This window comes from Micromonospora sp. S4605 (assembly GCF_003176715.1).
GTDB lineage: Bacteria > Actinomycetota > Actinomycetes > Mycobacteriales > Micromonosporaceae > Micromonospora > Micromonospora echinaurantiaca.
Map to the genome: position 1 here is coordinate 1 of NZ_QGSW01000068.1, position 19,778 is coordinate 19,778.

Annotated in this window: 27 protein-coding genes; 12 read left to right on the forward strand and 15 right to left on the reverse strand. The window is 73.5% G+C overall.

The annotated features are described in order from the left end of the window. Positions 1–402 (forward strand): ACT domain-containing protein (locus DLJ47_RS03445; RefSeq protein WP_146228019.1); only part of this gene is annotated, 402 nt, incomplete at its 5' end. Positions 403–611: 209 nt separating this feature from the next. On the opposite strand, the gene DLJ47_RS03450 is transcribed toward DLJ47_RS03445, so the two are convergent. The 3 genes from DLJ47_RS03450 to DLJ47_RS03460 all read right to left on the reverse strand — a co-directional run bounded on the left by DLJ47_RS03450 (position 612) and on the right by DLJ47_RS03460 (position 2,343). Continuing rightward, on the reverse strand, positions 612–1,334 hold the full coding sequence (locus tag DLJ47_RS03450) for an AIM24 family protein (RefSeq protein WP_088996617.1): 723 nt from the start codon (positions 1,332–1,334) through the stop codon (positions 612–614). A gap of 117 nt (positions 1,335–1,451) precedes the next feature. After that, a complete protein-coding gene (locus DLJ47_RS03455) occupies positions 1,452–1,799 on the reverse strand; it encodes a metallopeptidase family protein (protein ID WP_172899559.1) in 348 nt (115 codons plus the stop codon). Positions 1,800–1,911: 112 nt separating this feature from the next. Further along, positions 1,912–2,343, reverse strand: coding sequence for an OsmC family protein (locus tag DLJ47_RS03460; protein ID WP_109898659.1), 432 nt, complete (start codon positions 2,341–2,343; stop codon positions 1,912–1,914). A gap of 112 nt (positions 2,344–2,455) precedes the next feature. Between DLJ47_RS03460 and DLJ47_RS03465 the strand changes: the two genes are divergently transcribed. Continuing rightward, a complete protein-coding gene (locus tag DLJ47_RS03465) occupies positions 2,456–3,187 on the forward strand; it encodes a hypothetical protein (protein WP_109898660.1) in 732 nt (243 codons plus the stop codon). Positions 3,188–3,208: 21 nt separating this feature from the next. Here the strand turns inward: DLJ47_RS03465 and DLJ47_RS03470 are convergent, their stop codons facing one another. Continuing rightward, complete coding sequence (locus DLJ47_RS03470; RefSeq protein WP_109898661.1) at positions 3,209–3,730, reverse strand: GNAT family N-acetyltransferase; 522 nt, start codon at positions 3,728–3,730, stop codon at positions 3,209–3,211. A 207-nt stretch (positions 3,731–3,937) separates the two neighbouring features. Between DLJ47_RS03470 and DLJ47_RS03475 the strand changes: the two genes are divergently transcribed. Both DLJ47_RS03475 and DLJ47_RS03480 read left to right on the forward strand, forming a co-directional pair. After that, a complete protein-coding gene (locus DLJ47_RS03475; protein WP_109898662.1) occupies positions 3,938–4,759 on the forward strand; it encodes an HAD family hydrolase in 822 nt (273 codons plus the stop codon). Further along, positions 4,759–5,571, forward strand: a complete 813-nt coding sequence (locus DLJ47_RS03480; protein ID WP_109898663.1) for an HAD family hydrolase — start codon at positions 4,759–4,761, stop codon at positions 5,569–5,571. Before DLJ47_RS03475 ends, DLJ47_RS03480 begins: the two co-directional genes overlap by 1 nt. Before the next feature lie 15 nt (positions 5,572–5,586). Here DLJ47_RS03480 and DLJ47_RS03485 read toward each other — a convergent pair whose 3' ends face one another. Continuing rightward, positions 5,587–6,186: a bacterial proteasome activator family protein gene (locus tag DLJ47_RS03485; protein ID WP_109898702.1), complete on the reverse strand. Its 600-nt coding sequence runs from the start codon at positions 6,184–6,186 to the stop codon at positions 5,587–5,589. Positions 6,187–6,270: 84 nt separating this feature from the next. Here DLJ47_RS03485 and DLJ47_RS03490 point away from each other — a divergent pair, with 84 nt between their 5' ends. Continuing rightward, entirely contained in the window at positions 6,271–7,068 is a 798-nt protein-coding gene (locus tag DLJ47_RS03490; protein WP_109898664.1) for an alpha/beta hydrolase family protein, read from the forward strand. 79 nt (positions 7,069–7,147) lie between these two features. Beyond that, positions 7,148–8,344 carry an ABC transporter substrate-binding protein gene (locus DLJ47_RS03495; RefSeq protein WP_109898665.1) on the forward strand — a complete coding sequence of 399 codons (1,197 nt, stop codon included), beginning with the start codon at positions 7,148–7,150 and terminating at the stop codon, positions 8,342–8,344. A gap of 82 nt (positions 8,345–8,426) precedes the next feature. Here DLJ47_RS03495 and ddaH read toward each other — a convergent pair whose 3' ends face one another. Continuing rightward, on the reverse strand, positions 8,427–9,260 hold the full coding sequence (ddaH, locus tag DLJ47_RS03500; protein ID WP_342447625.1) for a dimethylargininase: 834 nt from the start codon (positions 9,258–9,260) through the stop codon (positions 8,427–8,429). A gap of 59 nt (positions 9,261–9,319) precedes the next feature. Here ddaH and DLJ47_RS03505 point away from each other — a divergent pair, with 59 nt between their 5' ends. Next, a complete protein-coding gene (locus DLJ47_RS03505) occupies positions 9,320–9,778 on the forward strand; it encodes an Lrp/AsnC family transcriptional regulator (protein ID WP_088996627.1) in 459 nt (152 codons plus the stop codon). Between the two features lie 153 nt (positions 9,779–9,931). Next, the gene (locus DLJ47_RS03510; RefSeq protein WP_109898667.1) at positions 9,932–11,818 is read left to right on the forward strand and encodes a beta-propeller domain-containing protein; all 1,887 of its coding nucleotides are present in this window, start codon (positions 9,932–9,934) and stop codon (positions 11,816–11,818) included. 58 nt (positions 11,819–11,876) lie between these two features. Here the strand turns inward: DLJ47_RS03510 and DLJ47_RS03515 are convergent, their stop codons facing one another. The 3 genes from DLJ47_RS03515 to mobA form a co-directional block, all read right to left on the reverse strand. Next, positions 11,877–12,986 carry a T3SS (YopN, CesT) and YbjN peptide-binding chaperone 1 gene (locus tag DLJ47_RS03515; protein ID WP_109898668.1) on the reverse strand — a complete coding sequence of 370 codons (1,110 nt, stop codon included), beginning with the start codon at positions 12,984–12,986 and terminating at the stop codon, positions 11,877–11,879. Positions 12,987–13,079: 93 nt separating this feature from the next. Further along, complete coding sequence (locus DLJ47_RS03520) at positions 13,080–13,346, reverse strand: DUF6457 domain-containing protein (RefSeq protein ID WP_109898669.1); 267 nt, start codon at positions 13,344–13,346, stop codon at positions 13,080–13,082. Further along, a complete protein-coding gene (mobA, locus tag DLJ47_RS03525) occupies positions 13,343–14,035 on the reverse strand; it encodes a molybdenum cofactor guanylyltransferase (protein WP_233257639.1) in 693 nt (230 codons plus the stop codon). Before mobA ends, DLJ47_RS03520 begins: the two co-directional genes overlap by 4 nt. A 6-nt stretch (positions 14,036–14,041) precedes the next feature. On the opposite strand from mobA, the gene fdhD reads away from it, so the two are divergent. Next, entirely contained in the window at positions 14,042–14,896 is an 855-nt protein-coding gene (gene fdhD / locus DLJ47_RS03530; RefSeq protein ID WP_109898671.1) for a formate dehydrogenase accessory sulfurtransferase FdhD, read from the forward strand. A gap of 162 nt (positions 14,897–15,058) precedes the next feature. Here the strand turns inward: fdhD and DLJ47_RS03535 are convergent, their stop codons facing one another. Next, positions 15,059–15,625 carry a GAP family protein gene (locus tag DLJ47_RS03535; RefSeq protein ID WP_233257635.1) on the reverse strand — a complete coding sequence of 189 codons (567 nt, stop codon included), beginning with the start codon at positions 15,623–15,625 and terminating at the stop codon, positions 15,059–15,061. Positions 15,626–15,789: 164 nt separating this feature from the next. On the opposite strand from DLJ47_RS03535, the gene DLJ47_RS03540 reads away from it, so the two are divergent. The 3 genes from DLJ47_RS03540 to DLJ47_RS36125 are packed head-to-tail and all read left to right on the forward strand — an operon-like array spanning position 15,790 to position 16,692. After that, entirely contained in the window at positions 15,790–16,269 is a 480-nt protein-coding gene (locus DLJ47_RS03540) for a DUF2975 domain-containing protein (RefSeq protein ID WP_109898672.1), read from the forward strand. Then, a complete protein-coding gene (locus DLJ47_RS03545; protein ID WP_026874506.1) occupies positions 16,269–16,475 on the forward strand; it encodes a helix-turn-helix domain-containing protein in 207 nt (68 codons plus the stop codon). The genes DLJ47_RS03540 and DLJ47_RS03545 overlap by 1 nt, the downstream gene beginning before the upstream one ends. Positions 16,476–16,527: 52 nt before the next feature. Next, on the forward strand, positions 16,528–16,692 hold the full coding sequence (locus DLJ47_RS36125; RefSeq protein ID WP_199235683.1) for a hypothetical protein: 165 nt from the start codon (positions 16,528–16,530) through the stop codon (positions 16,690–16,692). A gap of 3 nt (positions 16,693–16,695) precedes the next feature. Here the strand turns inward: DLJ47_RS36125 and DLJ47_RS03550 are convergent, their stop codons facing one another. The 5 genes from DLJ47_RS03550 to DLJ47_RS03570 all read right to left on the reverse strand — a co-directional run bounded on the left by DLJ47_RS03550 (position 16,696) and on the right by DLJ47_RS03570 (position 19,773). Beyond that, positions 16,696–17,457 (reverse strand): hypothetical protein, encoded by a 762-nt coding sequence (locus DLJ47_RS03550; RefSeq protein WP_109898673.1) that lies wholly within the window; start codon positions 17,455–17,457, stop codon positions 16,696–16,698. After that, a complete protein-coding gene (locus DLJ47_RS03555) occupies positions 17,457–18,008 on the reverse strand; it encodes a SigE family RNA polymerase sigma factor (RefSeq protein WP_109898674.1) in 552 nt (183 codons plus the stop codon). The genes DLJ47_RS03550 and DLJ47_RS03555 overlap by 1 nt, the downstream gene beginning before the upstream one ends. A gap of 200 nt (positions 18,009–18,208) precedes the next feature. Beyond that, positions 18,209–19,090: a redoxin domain-containing protein gene (locus tag DLJ47_RS03560; RefSeq protein ID WP_109898703.1), complete on the reverse strand. Its 882-nt coding sequence runs from the start codon at positions 19,088–19,090 to the stop codon at positions 18,209–18,211. Between the two features lie 201 nt (positions 19,091–19,291). Beyond that, positions 19,292–19,543, reverse strand: a complete 252-nt coding sequence (locus DLJ47_RS03565; protein ID WP_109898675.1) for a flavin reductase — start codon at positions 19,541–19,543, stop codon at positions 19,292–19,294. Then, positions 19,540–19,773, reverse strand: coding sequence for a hypothetical protein (locus DLJ47_RS03570; protein ID WP_088996639.1), 234 nt, complete (start codon positions 19,771–19,773; stop codon positions 19,540–19,542). Before DLJ47_RS03570 ends, DLJ47_RS03565 begins: the two co-directional genes overlap by 4 nt. Positions 19,774–19,778: the final 5 nt, after the last annotated feature.

The window sequence follows — 19,778 nt, forward strand, 5'->3', positions numbered from 1 at the left end:
CGCCCCGGCCCGCCGACGCCGCCGACCGGTGACGACGTCACCTCGCTGGCCGTCTACATCGCCCACGACCGGGTCGGCGCGCTGCTGTCGGTGCTGATGGAGCTGGCCGTCCGCGGGGTCAACCTGACCCGCATCGAGTCCCGGCCGACCGGCGAGGCGCTGGGCCGGTACGTCTTCTTCCTCGACTGCACCGGGCACGTCGCCGACGTCCGGCTCGGCGAGGCGTTGCAGGGGCTCCGGCGGGTCTGCGCCGACGTGCGCTTCCTCGGCTCGTATCCCCGGCACCGCTGGACCGGGCCGGCGGGTGAGCGGCCGGTCCCGGCCCCCGCCGGGCTCTCCGACACCGACTACGCGGACGCCGCGGCGTGGCTGGCCCGGCTGCGGGCCGGCGAGCTGAGCTAGGGGCCGTGTTTCATAAGGGCGGTCGAGCCGAGGCGGAGTCCAGGCGGCGGTCCGGCAAGGCGCGGTTTCGTCCGGATACCGGTGTTGTATCCGGACGAAACCGCGACGCCGCCGGTCGTCGTCTGGGCCCGCCGCAGGCCGGCCAGTTCTTATGAAACACGGCCCAGGCGCGGGGCGGCCCACCGTGGCGGCGGGACGCCCCGGACGGGTCAGCTCAGCAGGCCGCCGAGCAGGCCGCCCTGCTGCTCCTGGGCGCCGCTGCCCATGATCGGCGGCTCCTCGGACGGCTGCACCACCACGAAGCCCTGACCGGCGAAGGTCATCGTGAACGCCTCGCCGGTACGCCGGCCGAGCAGCGTGCCGAGGCCGAGCTGCTCGGCGCGGTGGTAGCCGGTCTGCAGGTTGGCCGACCAGCAGACCGCCGCCTGCGGGTCGACGTAGGTGGGCGCGTCCACGTTCAGCACCACCGGGGTGCCCTTGGTGGTGATGGCGATCCGGCCGTGGCCGGTGAAGACGCAGTTGAAGAGGCCGGACGAGGAGGCCATGCCGGCTCCCTGGACCATCCGGATGTCGTACTGGAGGGTCGAGTCGAAGGCCAGCACGCTGGAGCCGTTGATGGAGAGCGCGTCGCCCGGTTCGAGGTCGATGACGTGCACGTCCTTGGCGAAGTCGGCGAGGAAGACGTCACCGCGGCCGGTGAGCTTCATCAGCGGCACGCCCTCGCCGGTGAGCTTCTGCTTGAGGAACTTGCCGAGCCCGCCCGAGCCGAGCGCCTGGAACTGCACCTGCCCCTGGTAGGCGACCATCGACCCGACCCGGGCCATCGCCTCACCGTTGAGCTCGATCTTCAACATCTTGGAGTTCTGCAGCCGCATGCCGGGCTGCGCGGACTCCTTCTCCAGGTTCTCCGCCGAGAACAGCTCGCTGCGCATGGAAATGCCTCCTGAGGTCGTGATGCCTGCCTGCGAAGGTAGGTCAGACCCGCAACCGGCGGTATCGGCCGGTCAGGGACCGCCGGCCGACCTCCGGCCGCCGGTCCCGGCGGTCCCTCAGGCCCAGCCCAGCTCGTGCAACCGCTCGTCGTCGATGCCGAAGTGGTGGGCAATCTCGTGCACCACGGTCACCGCGACCTCGTCGATCACGTCGTCGTCGGTGTCGCAGATGCGCAGGATCGGGTGGCGGTAGATCAGGATGCGGTCCGGCAGCACCCCGGCGTAGTCCCAGCCCCGCTCGGTGAGGGCGTGCCCCTCGTAGAGGCCGAGCAGTTCCTCGTCACCGGGCGGCGGGTCGTCCTCGACCAGGATGACCACGTTGCTCATCAGGCCGAGCAGCTCCTCGGGGACCTCGTCGAGGGCGTCGCCGACCAGTTCCTCGAAGCGTTCGCGGCTCATCTCCACCGGCACCCGCCCATTCTGCCCGACGGGCGGCGCACCGCGGCACCGCCAAGATCGGCCGGGTCCGGAAAAGAGTGGCCATCCGGCGCCGGATGGCCACTCTTCGCGGAAAAGGTCAGGAGGTGAGGCGGGCGGTGAGGGTGATCTCGGCGCCCGGCGACAGCAGGCGGGAGATCGGGCAGTTCGCCTTGGCCGCCTCGGCGAGCTTCTGGAACTCGCTGTCGTCGATGCCGGGGACCTGGCCGACGGTGTCCAGCTCGATCCGGGTCACGGTCATCCCGGCGTCGGTCTTGTCCAGGTGGACCTTGGCGGTGGTCTCCACCGAGGTCGGCGTCGAGCCGGCGTCGGCGAGCGCCTTGGAGAAGGCCATCGAGAAGCAGCCGGCGTGCGCGGCGCCGATCAGCTCCTCGGGGTTGGTGCCCTCACCCTCCTCGAAACGCGACTTGAAGGAGTAGTTCCCCTCGAGCCCGCCCTTGCCGGTGCGGATCGTGCCGGACCCCTCGGTGAGGTTGCCCTGCCAACGTGCGGAAGCGGTACGGATAGGCATGCACCGACGCTAGCCGAAACCGGTGCCCCCTGCGACCGTTCGCGATCCACGTCCCACCCTGCCGGCTGTGTCATGATTCGGCTCAGGCCCGCGAACGCGGAAGGGTGCGGCGATGTCCCAGGATCTCCCCATCCCACGACAGGAAGACCGGTCCGACGACGGTACGGCCGTCGTGGAGTGGGGCGCGCCGGAACCCGTCCCGGCGGCAGGCCGGTTCGGCCGGTTGCTCGCCGGCCTGGCCGCGGACCGCAGGCTGCCCCCGCTGCTGGCCGCGCTCGGCGCGGTGGCCGCCGTGGCGTCGCTGCTCGGCGAGTGGCTGGTGATGACCCTGCCCAACGGCGGCCCGGAGGGGAACACCTCGATCCGGGTGCCCGGCGGGGTGTCCGACGTGGGCGGCTTCGGGGTCGGCTACCTGGTCGGGCTGCTGGCGCTGGCCAGCGCGGTGGGGCTCGCGCTGCGCGGCACCCCGGGCGTCCGGACGAACGCCCGGATCGCCGGACTGACCCTGGCCGGGGCGCTGCTCGCCCTGCTGGCCGCGACGGCCGCCACGCTCGACGACACCAGCCAGCGCACCCTCTTCTACTCGACCGAGGACGGCTTCCGGGTCGAGTACGGACGGGGCCTGGTGATGGCGTTCGTCGCCTGCGCGCTGCTCGCCGCGGCGCTCAAACTGGCCCCGGCCGGCGCGGCGCCGCCCGACGCGGCGGACGAGGAGCCCGCCGGGCCGGTGCGCGGCCGGCGCCGCCGCTCGAGCCACGCGGCGGAGGAGGACGAGCTGCCGCCCCCCGCCGACCTCACCGTGGGGCCGGCGATCCCGTTCGCTCGCCCCGAACCGCCGATCTGACCGGCCGGCGGGCCGCCGGGCTCACGGCTTCGCCCAGCGGATCTCGCCGTCCACCACCACCTCGGTGGCGCGCAGCCCGAGCCGCTCGGCGACCCGGGCGGAGGCCCGGTGGTCGGGGTGCACGTGCGCGAGCAGCGCCCGTACGCCGTGCCCCTCCAGCCAGCCGACCATGCCGGCGGTGGCCTCGCCGGCGTAGCCGCGACCCTGCTGCGGGGCGGCGATCACCCAGGCCAGCTCGGCCACCGGCCGGTCGCCGTCGAGCCGGAGGGTGGCCTGCACGGTGCCGACCGCCGCCCCGGTGTCCCGGTGCCGGACCACCCAGTTCAGCCAGCCCTGGCTGCCGTCGGGTGAGCGCCCGGTGACCTGCCGCCGGTACCGCTCGCGCAGCTCGTCGGGGGTCGCCGGCCGGCCACCGATGTACTCGTGCAGCACCGGGTCGTTGAGGATCGGGGCCAGCTCCGCGGCGTGGTCGACCCGGAGCGGCTCCAGCACCAGCCGTTCGGTGCCGATGATCTCCGCCGCCGGCCAGTCCCGTTCTGCCATCCGGTAACCGTACGACCGCCTCGGCGGCCCGCCGGGACGGGGCGCGGAACGTCACCCGGGGTGTGCCGTCCGTTGGCACCCGATTCGCCGGGAAGCCATGGTTGCGGCCGGTTCCGCGAGGTACGGTTGCTGCCCGCCGTCGGCAGGGTCGAGGCACTTCGCCGACCTCGACGGCTGGCTGCGACGGCGGCGGGCAAAGGAGGAACGATGACCCGCCCGGGACTGCCCAAGCTGATCGCCACCGACCTCGACGGGACGCTGGTCCGCAGCGACGACACCGTCTCCGCGTACACCCACCAGGTGCTCGACCGGGTGCGGGCCGCCGGGATCCCGGTGGTCGGCGCGACCGGCCGCGGCCCCCGGCTGACCGAGCTGACCCGTAACGACATCCGGGCCGCGGACTTCCTGGTGATGGCCGGCGGCGGCCGGGTGGTGGACCAGAGCGATCCGGCCGGTCCGGTGGTGCTGCGCGACGAGCGGCTCGCCGGGGAGGTACTGGCCCGGCTGCTGGCCGAGTTGGAGGCGGCGGTGGGGCCGCTGACCGTGATGGTGGAGGCGTCGGACGAGCACGACGCGCCGCTCTGGGGCGACTACCACCCGAGCTGGCCCTACCAGGACGCGTTCGAGGCGCGCAGCCGCGCGGAATGCCTCTCCGGCGATGTGATCAAGGCGTTCGTCCGGACCGCCGACCACCACGTCGACGAGTTGCTCGCGCGGGCGCGGCGGATCGTGCCGCCGGAGGCGGCGACGCTCACCCAGGCCGGGCTCGGCTTCGTCGAGATCTGCCCGCCCGGGGTGGACAAGTCGACCGGGCTGGCGGTGGTGGCGCAGACCCTCGGGGTCGACCCGGCCGAGGTGCTGGTCTTCGGGGACATGCCCAACGACCTGCCGATGTTCGAGTGGGCCGGCTGGGCCCGGGTGGCGGTGTCGAACGCCCACCCGGCGGTCCGGTCCGCCGCCGACGAGATCACCCTGCGCAACGACGACGACGGGGTGGCGGTGTACCTCGATCGGCTACTGTCCCGCTGATGGCAGAGACACCCCGGCTGATCGCCACCGACATCGACGGCACCCTGCTGACCGACGACCGGACGGTGAGTCCGCGCACGGCGGCGGCGCTGGCCCGGATCACCGCCGGGGGCACGCCGGTAGTCCTGGTCACCGGCCGTCCCATCCGCTGGCTTGAGCTGGTGTACGACCAGCTCGCCGAGCCGCTGCCGGCGATCTGCGCCAACGGCGCGGTGGTCTACGACCCGGTCGCCGACGAGGTGCTCCGGGCCGACCCGCTCGATCCGCAGCTGCTCGCCGAGGTGGCCCGCCGGCTGCGCGCCGAGGTGCCCGGGGTGAGCTTCGCGGTGGAGATCGTGGACAGCCGGCAGATGCGGCACGAGGCGCACTACCCGCTGCGCTGGGACGCCGACCTCGACGCGATCCGGGCGGTCGAGACGCCCGAGGAGCTGCTCGCCGCCCCGGCGGTGAAGCTGCTGGCGCGTGCCGGGGAGCAGGACCCGGACGCGTTCCTGGCGCTGGTCGCCGGGGCGTTGGAGGGGCTGGCCGAGGCCACCCACTCGTCGTACTCGGGGCTGGTGGAGATCTCCGCGGCCGGGGTGACGAAGGCGGCGGGGCTGGCCTGGTACTGCGCCCGGCTCGGCATCGACGCCCGGGACGTGCTGGCCTTCGGCGACATGCCCAACGACGTGCCGATGCTGACCTGGGCCGGCCGTGGGGTGGCGGTGGCCAACGCGCACCGCGCCGTCCTGGAGATCGCCGACGAGGTCACCTCGGCGAACTCCGCGGACGGCGTGGCGGCGTACCTGGAGCAGGTCTTCGGGGTCGGCTGAGCCGGTCGGCGGCCGTCAGAGGTACTGGCCGGTGCTGTGCCCGTCGTTGCCCTGCGGCTGACCCATCCCGGGCATGCCGGGAACCATCCCGCCGGGGCCGCTGGGCAGCGCCTGCCGGCCGGAGCGCATCTGCTCCAGCTGGACCCGGGCCGCCATCTGCTGGGCGACCAGGGCCGCCTGGATGCCGTGGAACAGGCCCTCCAGCCAGCCGACCAGCTGGGCGTGCGCGATGCGCAGCTCGCCCTCGCTCGGCGTCTGCTCCTCGGTGAAGGGCAGCGAGATCCGCTCCAGCTCGTCGCGCAGCTCGGGGGCGAGGCCCTCCTTGAGCTCGACGATGGAGCGCTCGTGGATCTCCCGCATCCGGTTCCGGCTGGCGTCGTCCAGCGGAGCCGCCTTGACCTCCTCCAGCAGCTGCTTGATCATGCTGCCGATCCGCATCACCTTGGCCGGCTGCTCGACCAGCCGGGTCGGGTCCTCGCCCTGTCCCTCCTCGGTCTGCACGGTGCCGACCGGCCGGCCGTCCGGGCCGACCACCACCACGGTGCCGGCGTGGCCGGCGTCGCCGGGACCCGGTTCGTCGTTCTGTCCAGAGCGCGCTTCGGTCATGGGATCCATCTTTACCCAGCCGACCCCGCCGGTGCTCGCCGGGACCGGGTCGCCGGCCGGGAACCACCCGGGCGGGCGCGCTACCGTCTGGCCATGCCCGCCGACCCCCGCGCCGTCCTCACCCGTCCGGCACCGGCGCCGGACCACACAGTCGCCTACGGCGAGCACCCCGACCAGCTCGCCGACCTGCGCCGCCCGGCCGGCGGCGGGCCGGCCCGGCCGCTCGTGGTGGTGGTGCACGGCGGCTTCTGGCGGGCCGAGTACGACCGGCGCCACACCGGTCCGCTGGCCGCCGCGCTGGCCGCGCAGGGTCACCCGGTGGCGCAGCTGGAGTACCGGCGGACCGGTCAGCCCGGCGGCGGCTGGCCGGGGACGCTCTCCGACGTGGTGGCGGGCGTGTCGGCGCTGCCCCGGCTGGCGGCCGACGCCATGCCCGGCCTCGTCGGCGCCGGGGCGCCGATCCTGGTCGGCCACTCGGCCGGCGGCCACCTGGCGCTGTACGCGGCGGCCACCGTCCCGTCCGCCGTCGGCGGCGTGCTGGCCCTGGCCCCGGTCAGCGACCTGGCCGAGGCGTACCGGCTGGACCTGGACGGTGGCGCGGTGGCCGCGCTGCTCGGTGGCGGCCCGGCGGAGTTCCCGGACCGGTACGCGGCCGCCGACCCGCGGTCAGCGGTACCGCTCCGAACACGGACAGTAGTCGTGCACGGCGCGCTGGATGAGCAGGTTCCGGTGGCGATGAGCCGGAGTTTCGTCGCCGCCAGCCGGGCGGCGGGGGGCGACATCCGCCTCGTCGAGCTGCCAGAATGCGAACACTTCGGGCTCATCGACCCGGTGTCGTCGGCCTGGCCCGAGGTAACAACCGCTTTCCGAAGCTTGCGCGAAGATCACTAAGCATTGACGCAGCGTCGCCAAGCAGGTAGAACGCCGAGGGGGCGCTGATCAGCGCTGCAACGCTCCCGGAAGGAACTCGGTGTCGCAGATGAACCGCAGGCGGGCACTACAACTGCTGGCCGCCCTGGGTACCGCCGGATTCGCAGCCGGATGTGGTTCGGATTCGGAGGGCGAACCGGTCACCACCGCAAGCCCGATCAAGATCGGCCTGGTCGCGCCGCAAACCGGCAGCCTCAAGGCGATCGGTGTCGAGATCGTCAGGGGTTTCGAGCTCTTCCTCGACCTCAACGAACAGCGCCTCGGCGACCACCCGGTCACCCTGCTGACCGCCGACGAGGGCGACTCGCCCGCGAGCGGCAAGAAGGCCGTCGAGGACCTGCTCAAGGAGGGCGTGCTCGCCCTCACCGGCGTGGTCGACTCGGAGGTCATGGCGGGCATCCGGGACACCGTCGAGCAGGCCCGGGTGCCCCTGGTGGGCTCCAACGCCTCGCCGACCAGCCTGCAGAGCGTCGTCTACATCTGGCGTACGTCGTACGTGCTGGACGAGGCGGGCCGGGCCCTCGGCCGTTACCTGAAGGACGAGCTGAAGCCGACCGACAAGCTGGCCATCATCGTGCCGGACGACGTCGGCGGCCGGGACGTGGTGCGCGGCTTCCGGGAGGAGTTCGGCGCCTCCGACTCCCGGATCAAGGACCCGGTGGTCTGGACGTCGGCGAAGCCGGACCCGAACAAGTCGGACTACGCCGCCGACATCCGGACCGCGCTCAACCGGAAGCCGGCGGCGCTGTTCTGCCACTTCTCCGGGCCGGCGGCGGTCGAGTTCATCCGGCAGGTGCGCCAGGCCGGCTTCACCGGGACGATCTACGCGCCCGGCTTCCTCACCGAGGGCACGGTGCTCGATGAGATCAAGCCCAAGCAGTACGCGCTGGGCATCCGGACCGCGCTGAACTACTCGGCCGACATCAACAACGCGGCCAACCGCCGGTTCGCCGCCGCGTACCGCAAGAAGCACAACCAGTCCCCCACCACCTACGCGATGGCCTCGTACGACGCGGCGCAGGTGCTGGACCAGGCCATCCGGTTCGCCGGCGGGGAGCCCACCCCGCAGCAGGTCAACCTGGCCCTCGGCAAGATCGGCCAGATCGACAGCCCGCGCGGAACCTGGCAGTTCAACCAGCCGCGCACCCCGCAGCAGAAGTGGTACCTGCGCGAGGTGCAGAACGACGGTCAGGTGCTCTCCAACATCCTGATCAACGAGCTGGCCACGCTCGGCTGAGCGGCCCGCCCGCTACCCGGCCCGGGGCCGGCCTCCCGAACGGGAGGCCGGCCCCGGGTCGTACCGGCCGGTGGGGTCCGGCTCAGTGACGCAGCTCGGCGATGCAGCACTTCACGCTGCCACCGCCCTTCTTCAGCTCGGCCAGCTCCACCGGCACCGGGTTGTAGCCGGCGGCCTTGAGCTTGCCGGCGAGCCGGGTCGCCTCGCTGTTGAGCACCACGTTCAGGCCGTCGCTGACCAGGTTCAGGCCGAACGTCATAGCGTCCTCGTCATCGGCCACCACGGCGTCCGGGAAGAGCTGGGTGAGCACCCGCTGGCTGGCCGCGGAGAAGGCGCCCGGGAAGTAGACGATGTTGCTGTCGTCGATCGAGGCCAGCGCCACGTCCAGGTGGTAGAAGCGCGGGTCGACCAGGCGCAGCGACACCACCGGCCGGCCGAGCGCCTCCTGCGCCTCGGCGTGCGCGGGCAGCTCGGTACGGAAGCCGTGCCCGGCGAGGATCAGCCCGCCGTGCGCCTCCGGCAGGTACGCGAAGTCGCCCTCGCCCTCGTTGGTCTCGCTGGGCGCGATGAACCGCCAGCCGTGCGACTCGTAGAAGGCCCGGTGCGCGGCCGCCTCGGCGGTCCGCTGCTCGTGCTTGAACTGGGCGCCGTAGACCGTCCCGTCGACGACGAAGGCGCCGTTGGCGGCGTACACCATGTCGGGCAGGCCCGGCTCGGCGGTGAGCAGGTGCACCTCGTGACCGAGACCGACCAGGGTCTCGCGCAGCCGATCCCACTGCTTGACCGCCAGCTCCGGGTCGACCGGCGTGGTCACGTCCATCCACGGGTTGATCGCGTACTCGACCGCGAAGTGCTCGGGCGAGCACATGAGATATGTCCGCTTTCGCGGGACTCGCTGCTGGTTCACGGTCACCAAGAGTAGGTACCGTACAACTTTGGTAACAGCCACAACCATTGCATTCCAGAGGCGGAACGTTGCAGATAGATGCGGTTGACCAGCGGATCATTGCGTTGCTCGTCGCGGACGCCCGCGCCTCGTACGCGGACATCGGCACCCGGGTGTCACTCTCCGCCCCGGCGGTCAAGCGCCGGGTGGACCGGTTGCGTGCCGCCGGGGTGATCCGGGGATTCACCGCCGTCGTCGACCCGGCCGCCGTCGGCTGGACCACCGAGGCGTTCGTCGAGCTGTTCTGCGCCGGTCGGACCACCCCGGCCCAGATCGGCGTGGCCGCCCGCCGGCACCCGGAGGTGGTCGGGGCGTACACCGTCTCCGGCGAGGCCGACGCGCTGGTGCACCTGCGGGCTGCGGACATCGCCCACCTGGAGGCGGCGCTGGAACGGCTGCGCGCCGAGCCGTTCGTGACCTCCACCCGCAGCACCATCGTGCTGTCCCGGCTGGTCGAGTCCCCCGGCGTCGGCCCCTCTGGCGGCTGACCTTCCGCGCCACCCGCCGGTCCGCAGGACGCACCGCCGCCGACCGGAGACGGGCCACTCCCGGCCGGAGACGGGCCACTCCGGCCGGAGCGCGGCGGCGAGATCGGACGGGCGGGCGGGAACCGGGCCGGGACGGCCGGCGTCGAACCGGCCATGAAACGGGGAGTTCCCACCGCCGCCGCGGCCGGCACGCTGGTCGCGCTCGCCCTGCTCGCCGGCAGCACCTCCGCGCCAGCGCCGACGCCCGTTCCGCCGCCGGCGCCGCCACCGGCCGCACTCCGGCTGGTCTCCTTCGACTCCTGCGCCGAGGCGCTCGCCGCGCTGCGCGCCGCCGCGTCGGCCTCGGTCGGCCCGTGGGGCTTTTCCGGCGGCTGGCGTACCGCCGTGGCCCTCGACGCGGCCGGGGCGGACGCGAAGGCGGCCCCCGGCGCGCGGGAGGCCGGCGCCGCGGCCCCGGAGCACACCGGCACCAACAACCACGAGGCCGACGCGGACGAGCCGGACCTGGTCAAGACCGACGGCCGGCGGATCGTCACGGTCACCGGCGGCGTGCTGCGGGTGGTCGACCCGGCCACCCGTCGGGTCACCGGCCGCCTCGACCTGGCCCGGACCACCCCGCCGGTCGGCTGGTCGGCGCAGAACCTGCTGCTGCACGGCGACCGCGCCCTGGTGCTCGCCGCGGGCGTGGACGTGCAGCCGGCCACCGCGGCCACCCGACCGGCCGGCCGCCCCGACACGGACGCCCGGCTGCTCCTGGTCGACCTGACCGGTGCGCCCCGGGTGACCGGGACCTACCGGATCCAGGGCCACCTGGCGGACGCCCGGCTGACCGGGAGCACCGCCCGGGTGGTGATCCGGTCGACCGCCCGGCTCACCTTCCCGTACGCGGAACGGGCCACCGACGCGCAGCGGACCGCGACCAACCGGGCGGTGATCGCGGCGGCCGGGATCGACACCTGGCTGCCGGCGTACGAGTGGACCGACGGCACGCTCCGGCACACCGGCCGGGTCGGCTGCGAGCGGCTGAGTCGACCGGACCGCTTCTCCGGCGCCTCCACGCTGACCGTGCTCAGCTTCGACCTGGCCGCCGACCGGCTCGGCGACGGCGACCCGGTCAGCGTGGCCGCCGACGCGGACACCGTCTACGGCACCGGGCAGAGCCTCTACCTCGCCGGGCAGCGGCCGCCGGACCGGCCCGGCTCACCCCGTTGGGGCCGGGCGATGCCCGAGCAGGTCACCGAGATCCACCAGTTCGACACCGCCGCTCCGGGCCGCCCCCGGTACCTGGCCACCGGCTCGGTACCCGGCTGGCTCATCAACCAGTACGCGCTGTCGGAGTGGCAGGGGCACCTGCGGGTCGCCACCACCGTCGAGGACGGCCGGGCCGGCCGCGCCCGGTCGGAGTCCGCCGTACGCGTGCTGCGCCGCGATGGCGGCACGTTGGCCCCGGTCGGCGCGGTCACCGGCCTGGGCCGGGGGGAGCGGATCTACTCGGTGCGCTTCCTCGGCCAGGTGGGCTACGTGGTCACCTTCCGGCAGACCGACCCGCTCTACTCGCTCGACCTGACCGAACCGACCGCACCCCGGGTGACCGGCGAGCTGAAGATCACCGGCTACTCGGCGTACCTGCACCCACTGCCCGACGGGCGGCTGCTCGGCGTGGGGCAGGAGGCCGACCGCCGGGGACGGACGCAGGGGCTCCAGGTCTCGCTCTTCGACGTCCGGGACCCGGCCCGACCGACCCGGCTCGACCAGTACCACGTGCCCGGCGCGTACTCCTCGGCGGAGTTCGACCCGCACGCCTTCCTGTACCACCCCGACAGCGGCCTGGTCGCCCTTCCGGTCGACGACCACGTCCGCCTGCTCCGGGTGACCGGCGACACGATCACCGCGGTCGGCCCGGTCCGCCACCCGGGCGCGGCGGGCATGGTGGCCCGCTCGCTGCTGGTCGGCGGCACGCTCTGGACCGTCTCCGAGGCGGGCCTGCGGGCCTCCGACGCGGCCACCACGCGGAGCCTCGCCTGGCTCCCCTCGACCTGACCGCCCTCCCCACGGGTGGGGCCCGGTTCTCGGGGAATCCGGGTCCCACCCAGGGGTGTCAGAGGTACATGCCGGTGCGGTGCTCGCCCTCGTCGCGCTTGACCGGCTTGTCGCCCTCGCCGAAGAAGCGCTTGCCACCGAACTCGCCGTGCAGCCGGTCGTCCAGCTCGTCGGCGAGGCCGGTCATCACCTGCACGGCGAGCATCAGGTGGGTCGGCTGGAAGTTGCGGCCGAACACCGGGATGGACGCCCAGACGGTGTCGTCGGCGCAGTACAGCCGGCCGATCGGCATCCGGTTGGTCAGTTCGGAGAGCTTGACGTAGAGCCGCTCGGTCGGCTCGACCTCGGTGAGCACCGGGGAGAAGACGTCGACCAGGGGCGGGTTGTCGCGCACCCGGACGAAGACCATCGCGGAGCCGGCCCGGATGTTGATGTCGCCGTCCGAGTCGACCTGGAGCCGGTCGGAATCCGACTTCAGCATGGTCGACACGACCGTGCGGACCCGCTCGGCCAGGGCCAGCACGTCGCTCTCGCCGGACTGGCTCGCGGCGGCCGCGGCCGCCAGCGCCTCGTCCAGGTCCGCCTCGACGTCCCGGTCCGGTCCGAACTCGCTGCGCGCGGTGCCGAGCGGCTCGACCGGCAGCGGCTCGCCCTCCGCGTCGTGCACCAGGTAGACCAGGAAGGCGGGGTGCGGGGCGCCGTAGACGTCGCGCAGGGTGCGGGAGAGCAGCGCGGACAGCCGCGCGGCGTCCGCGGTCGAGGAGTCCAGCCCGAAGTACTCGCCGGAGCCCTCCACCACGCCCGGCGGCGACCAGCCCAGCGCGATCATGTCCGCCACCGCGCTGCGGTCCAGGCGGTAGCCCTGCGGCAGGCTGGCGTTGCCGACCGCCCGGGCGGCGAGCGCCCCCTCCGCGCCGGCGTCGACGCTGACCGAGTAGATGGCGTCGCCGGTGCCGGAGGCGGTCGGGTCGAGGGTCACCTCCAGGTGCGCCCCGGCCGGCAGCGCGGCCAGCCGGTCGGCCAGCGCCCGGGCGAACTCCTGCCACGCCTGGGTCACCTTCGCCCGCAGGTCGGCCGTGCTCGGCTCGTCGAGCAGGATCGACTCGTGGTGCTCCGGCAGCCCGCCGGGCGGGCCACCGGTCGGCGCCGAGGGGTGGTCAGCCGTCATGATCGCCTCCGTCCGTCACGGGTCACCCTACCCACGACGCCGGGAGGCCGAATCAGCCCCGACCGGGATCGGACAGCGGCGGCGGGTGGGCGGTCAGGCCGGGGTGTCGTCCGGGCGGTCGGCGCCGAGTTCGACCGGCCAGGTGCCGGCCAGCGCGCCGAGCCGGGCCGCCGCGTCGGCCGGGTCCGCGCCACGTCCCACGGCCAGCCCGAGCAGGTACGCGGTGACCGGGGCGCCCGGTCGCAGCACCTGGTGGGCCACCTCCTTGGCCAGGTCGAGCACGGCCGGCACCGGCACCTGGGCCGGGTCCAGACCGAGTTCGGCGCAGGCCGCCGTGACCCAGTCGTCCATCACCGTCATCGCACCCACTCCTCCGCCCGGCGTACGTCCGAGTCAGTGTCGCAGTCGAACCACGGTGGCGGGCCGGCACCGGGCCACGGCACCTCGCGGACGGTCAGCCCGGCCAGCAGGGTGCGGATCGGGGCCCCGGCCAGCCCCCGCCCGGCGGCCAGCCGGTCGACGGCAGCCCGCAGCGGCGGCACCCGCCACACCCCGCAGAGGGTCTGCCGCCGCCCGTCGGCGTCCACGAAGCAGGCCCCGTCCGGCTCGATACCGGGCCGAACGCCGGTGGTCGCCCCCGCGGCGGGGTCGCCTGGCAGGGGTTCGGCGTCGAGGTGGCGCAGCAGGTGGCCGATCGCCTCGCCGGTGAGCAGCGGCAGGTCGCCGGCGAGCAGCGCGACGACCGGGACGTCCGGGTCGAGCAGGGCCAGCCCGGCGGCTGTGGCGGCCACCGGCCCGCCACCGGGCGGCTGCTCCCGGGTGACCAGCACCCCCTCGGGCACCGGTCCGGCCGGCCCCACCAGGACGCGGGGGTGGGCGTCGGCGACGGCGGCCAGCACCCGGTCCCGCATCGGGCGGCCGCCGACCGGGCGGGCCGGTTTGTCCACCCCGCCCATCCGGCGCGCGGCGCCGCCCGCGAGCACCACCGCCGCGTACGCCCTCACCCGGCCACGGTAGCCCTGCGGGCCGCTCGGCGGGCGGGGCAGGATGGCGGGATGGGACGGGCGACTGACCGGCGGAGCGTGCTCCGGATCGACCTCGACGCGGCGACCGACGGGCGCGCGGCCGTCCGCCGGCGGGACAGCCTGAGCGTCGAGGAGCCGCTGGAGATTCGGGTCGGTCCGGCCGGTCCGGGGCGCCGGCGGCCGCTCGCGGTCACCATGCGTACCCCCGGCGACGATCTGGACCTGGCGATCGGCTTCCTGCTGACCGAGGGGCTGATCCGGTCGGCGGACGACGTGCACACCGCGCAGCTCTGCGCCGGCGCGGAGACGCCCAACACGTACAACGTGGTGGACGTGGTGCTGGCGCCCGGCGTGCCGGAGCCGACCACCGACCCGGCCCGGAACTTCTACACCACCAGCTCCTGCGGGGTGTGCGGCAAGGCGAGCATCGACGCGGTGCGTACCCGGTCGGTCTTCGCGGTGGCGGACGACCCGGTCGGCGTGCCCGCGGCGGTCCTGGCGGAACTGCCGGACCGGTTGCGGGCGGCGCAGAAGGGCTTCGACCACACCGGCGGGCTGCACGCGGCCGGCCTGTTCACCGCCGACGGCGAGCTGGTGGCGCTGCGCGAGGACGTGGGCCGGCACAACGCGGTGGACAAGGTGGTCGGCTGGGCCGTCCGGGAACGGCGGCTGCCGCTGGCCGGGCACGTGCTGCTGGTCTCCGGGCGGGCGAGCTTCGAGCTGACCCAGAAGGCGTGGATGGCCGGGGTGCCGGTGCTCGCGGCGGTCTCCGCGCCGAGCACCCTCGCCGCCGACCTGGCGCAGGAGGCCGGGCTGACCCTGGTCGGCTTCCTGCGCGGGCGCACCATGAACGTCTACGCCCACCCGCACCGGGTAACGGTCTGAGCGGGCCGGTGCCGGTCAGCGGTCGACGAACCGGCCGAACAGCTCCAGCCGGGCGGCGGCGTCGCGGGCCAGCAGGAACCCGGCGATGCCGAGGATCCAGCCCATGGCGCTGCCGGAGGTCCGGACGATCCACGCGTTCAGCCGGGCCAGCAGCGGCTCGATTCAGGCCGGCCAGGCCATCCGGGCGGCCAGCAGCAGCGCCGCCGGCAGCACCATCACCAGGCAGTAGCCGGCGAGCAGCGCCACCACGGCCGCCGCGCCCAGCCCGGAGGTGGTCAGCAGGCCCAGCGCACCGAGGTACGGCAGCATCGTCGCCACCTCGGCCAGCGCGGCGAGCAGGGCCAGCCCGACCAGCCAGCGGACCGAGGAGTCACCGGAGGTGGCCCGGTCCCGCCAGCGCAGCACCGCACCGCCGCCCGGCCGGTTGCGCTTGCCGTCGTAGCGGAAGCTGAGCGCGAACAACCCGACGCCGAGGACGAGCTGACCCCAGAGCACCGGCCGGTTGTCCAGCGCGCCGCCGAGCGCGTCGGCCAGTCGGCTGCCGCCCCAGACCAGCAGCAGGCCGACCGCGAGGTAGAAGCCGGCGATCGTGCCGAGGTAGACCAGGATCCGCCGGGCGTCGACCCGCCCGGGCGTGAGCAGCAGCCACACCGGGATGAAGAGGGTGCCGATGCTGGTGCTGTCGACCAGCGCCAGCCCGACGAGCGCGAGCAGCAGTCCGATGCTCATGACGGACAGAGGAGCAGAGCGGGCACCTGATCATTGTGCAGGTGCACCGGACGATCGACACCCCCGGGGACGAGTCGGGCGTACCGCGCGCGGTGCTGCCAGCACCTCCACCACAAACCCCGGAACCTATTGACAATCGATAGGTAACGAGTGATAGTCGATGCATGATCACAGAGCATCGGGCGGTGGCCCCTCTCCGGGTCTTCCTCGTGTTGTTGTTCGGGATCCTGGTCGTGCTGCAGACCTTCTCGCTCCCTGGGCAGTTCGCGCACATGGCCGAGGAGTCGCCGGACCAGGCCTACCTGCGGTGGCCGCTGACCGCCCTCGCGGTCTTCTGGGTGCTCTGCGCCCAGGTGGTGATCGTGTCCACCTGGCAGCTGCTCACCATGGTCAAGCACGACCGCATCTTCAGTCCGGCCTCGCTGGTGTGGGTGGACGCAATCGTGTGGGCCGTCGCCGCCGCCTGGGTGGTGCTCGTCGGTGTGTTCCTCTACGTCGGCATCAACGCGGACGACCCCGGGCTGCCCCTGCTGCTGTTCCTGATGGTCACCGGTGTCGCCGTGCTGGGGCTGTTGATGGTGGTCATGCGGGCGCTGCTGCGCCAGGCCACCACGCTGCGCACCGACATGGAAGGGGTGATCTGATGCCCATCGTCGTCCGCATCGACGTCGAGCTGGCCAAGCGCAAGATGAGCGTCGGCGAGTTCGCCGAGCGGGTCGGGCTCACCCCGGCGAACGTCGCGGTGCTGAAGAACGGCCGCGCCAAGGCGGTCCGGTTCAGCACGCTGGAGGCCATGTGCCGGGTGCTCGACTGCCAGCCCGGTGATCTGCTCGAGTGGGTCGACGAATGAGCGCGTGCGGTCGGAATGAGCGGCGGGCTCGCCGCCGCCGAAGGGAGAACCCATGAAGTACGTCCTCGCCGTCGTCGCCCTCCTCGGCGTCGCGCTCGGCGTCGCCGGTGTCGTGCTCGGGGAGGCCGACGACTCGCCCGGCCTCCAGCTCCTGGGCGTCGTGCTGGTCGTCGGCGCGATCACGTTCGGCGTACGGGCCGTCCGGCGCAGCCGGTAGCGATCAGTCGTCGTAGACGCGGTGCAACCACCAGTCGCCGTGGATGTGCGTCCACCGTTCCTCGATCGGGCGCCCCGTCAGGGGTGGTGGCGAGCTGACGCCAGGCAGGTGCACGTACTCCCAGTTGTACCGCCAGGAGTTGTCCGGAAGCTGGAAGCCGACCGCATCGCCGACGCGGAAGATCCGCTCGATCGCCACACCGGACCGCTCGACCGCGGCTGTCACCTCGTCGAAGTCCGCCCGGGCCGCGGCGTCGAACGGCACGAGGTCCGCACACTCCGGATCGCCGTCCCGGTAGTTGCCACGGGGATACTCCAGGATGCGGCACGGCCCACTCTCCAGGAGGTACAAGGACACCTTGAGGTCCTCGACCACGGGCAGCACCTCCGTTTCGAGGCTGTCCACGTCTGCCTGACGACGGCTGGGCCCTGGCGGGCCGACCCGGAAGAACTCTCCCGCCAGAGCCTGGATGGCACTACTCCCGGGGACGCTCACGGTGCCGGCGCCCGGCACGGGCAGCGGCCCGGCGAGCGCGAGCATCAGGTAGGCGGCCGCCGCGCCGGCCAGAGCCATCTTGGAGTTCCGAAGCCGCCGGCGGCGTAGCGCACCGCGCGCGCGGGAGGTGACGGTACGCGCGTCGTACCGGGAGGTCTGCAGGCCCGGGGCACGGGCGCGAAGGTGGGCCACGACGGCGTCGTCGGACAGGGCGCCACTCGGGGCGGTCGGCTCGGCCGACGCGGACCGCGGCTCGCGGGTGGGGTCCATCACTGCTGCCCTTCCGTGAGCAGGGTGCGCAACCGGGCCAGGGCCCGGGCGTTGTGGGATTTGACGGTGCCGACCGAGATGTCCAGTTCCCGGGCGGTCTCGGATTCGGTGAGGTCGAGCAGGTGACGCAGCACCACCACGCGTCGCTGAGCTGTGGGGAGCGCCGCCAGGGCGCGCACGACATCGTTGCGTCCGTCCACGGCGTCGGCGTGGCTCGCCGTGGTGCGCTGGGGCAGCGTGTCCGGGGAGGTGAGCACCTCCCGGCGGACGCCGCGCCAGCGGTCGATCCGCAGGTTCACCAGAATCCTGCGGGCATACGCCCGGGGATCGGTGCTGAGGGCGCGATCCCAGGACCGGTAGGTGCGTTCGAACGTGGTCTGCAGCAGGTCCTCGGCGCGATTGAGGTCGCCGGAGAGCAGCAGCGCGACCCGCAGGAGATACGGCCCGACGTAGGCCACGAACTCCTCGAACTGCTCGTCTCGGCTCCGCGACGACCCGGCCTGAACGCGCGGCTGCGCACCAGACAGCTCGACAGCCTCTGGTGCGTCCATGGGATCGGCGTTCACCGCCGACCGCCTCGCATGCTCATACCCTCCACCACGACGGCGCCCGCCGGATGGTTGTCACCGGGCCAGCTCAGCCGATCGCGATGACGAGCGCCACGCCGGTTCGTTGCACGAGGTGCCGGCGAACGCGGTGCTCGGCAGGTGCCTCCGCCGCCGGCACGGGCCGGCAGGCAGGGCCCGGTCGCTCAGGGGCCGAAGGTGAAGGCGTACGCGCGGAAGCCGGGTCGGTCGGTCACCAGGGTCAGCAGGTGGTCGTCCCGGGACGCGCCGGTGACGAGGCGGATCATGGCCGCCCGGTCGACCTGGGCCACCGCGTCCGGGCCGACGTCGGCGCCGCGCTCGGCACCGATCGGCTGCCCGTCGAGCAGCACGTTCACCGCGACCGGCCGGTCCGGTCCGGGGTCGACGACGAGGTTCACCTCGCCGGCGTTGAAGGGCAGGGCGAGTTCACCGGTGCCGCCGGCGAGTTCGACGTACTCGCCGCTGTCCCGCCAGTCGCCGGTGAGGGTGAAGCTGCCCGGCACCCGACGGTCGGTGCCGACGTACGTCTCCTCGGTGAGGTTGGCGTACGTCGGTGGCGTGGTCGCGGCGAAGGCCGCCGCTTCGGGGGTGACCGGGGGCAGGTCGGCCTCGGACACCGTGGCGAGGAGGAGCCGGCGGATCTCCGCCTCGGTGCGGTCGTAGTCGCCCTCCCCGATCCACCGGTCGGCGAGATCCCCGTCCGCGTCGAAGAGGTACCTCGCCGGCCAGGCGATGTTGCCGAGACCCGCCCAGACCCGGAAGTCGTTGTCCAGCGCGATCGGGTAGGTCAGCTCGTGGTCCCGGATGCCCTGGTCGATGTTCTCGGCGTGCCGGCCGAACTCGAACTCCGGCGCGTGCAGGCCGATGACGGTCAGGCCCGACTCGGCGTAGTCGCGGTGCCACGCCTTGACGTACGGGGAGGTGCGGATCCAGTTGACGCAGGTGTACTCCCAGACGTCGATCAGCACCACCCGGCCGCGCAACGCCTCCGGCGTCAGCGGCGGCGAGTTCACCCACCGTTGGACCTGGAACGCGGGGATCGGCATGGTCAACCGCCGCTCCTCATCTGTCGGGGCCGCGTCCACCCTGGCCCGGGCCCTGGACCCGCCGATTCTCCCGGCGCCGGCACCGGCCGCGACGCGGTACGGCGGGCGACTCACCCGGTCGAGGTACCGCGAGGCGGACCCGTGGTCACCGGTGAGCGGACGCACCCGGACCACATCGGCGTGCCCCCGGACCGACAACGGTCATCCGCGCGGGCGCGCCCAGGTGGTGAAGCGCTCGGCCAGCGCGACCGGTGGCGGGGCGTGGTCCAGCCCGGTGAGCTCCACGGCCGCCTCGGCCTGGAGCGTGGCCAGGTAGACCAGCAGGGCCGCCCGGTCCGTCCGGTACTCGGCGAGCAGGCGCAGCTTGGCCACCGAACACGGCCAGGCGATCCCGCACGCCTGGCAGCGCCAGGTCGGCCGGGTGGGCAGGTGGTCACGGGACCGGCGGCTCACAGGCTCACCACGCGTACGACGCGCACCCGGTCGACCCGGACGAAGGCGAAGCGCGCACGGACGGCGAGCGAGCCGTCCTCGCGTACGTCGTGCCCGCGCACCTCCGCCCAGACGTGCCCCTCGAACGGTCCGCGGCTGAGGATCTCGGTGACATGCAGCGTGAGCGGCCCGGTGCCGAAGCGGTAGGAGTCCTCGGGCACCCGGATCGTGCTGCCGATGGTCAAGCTCACCACCG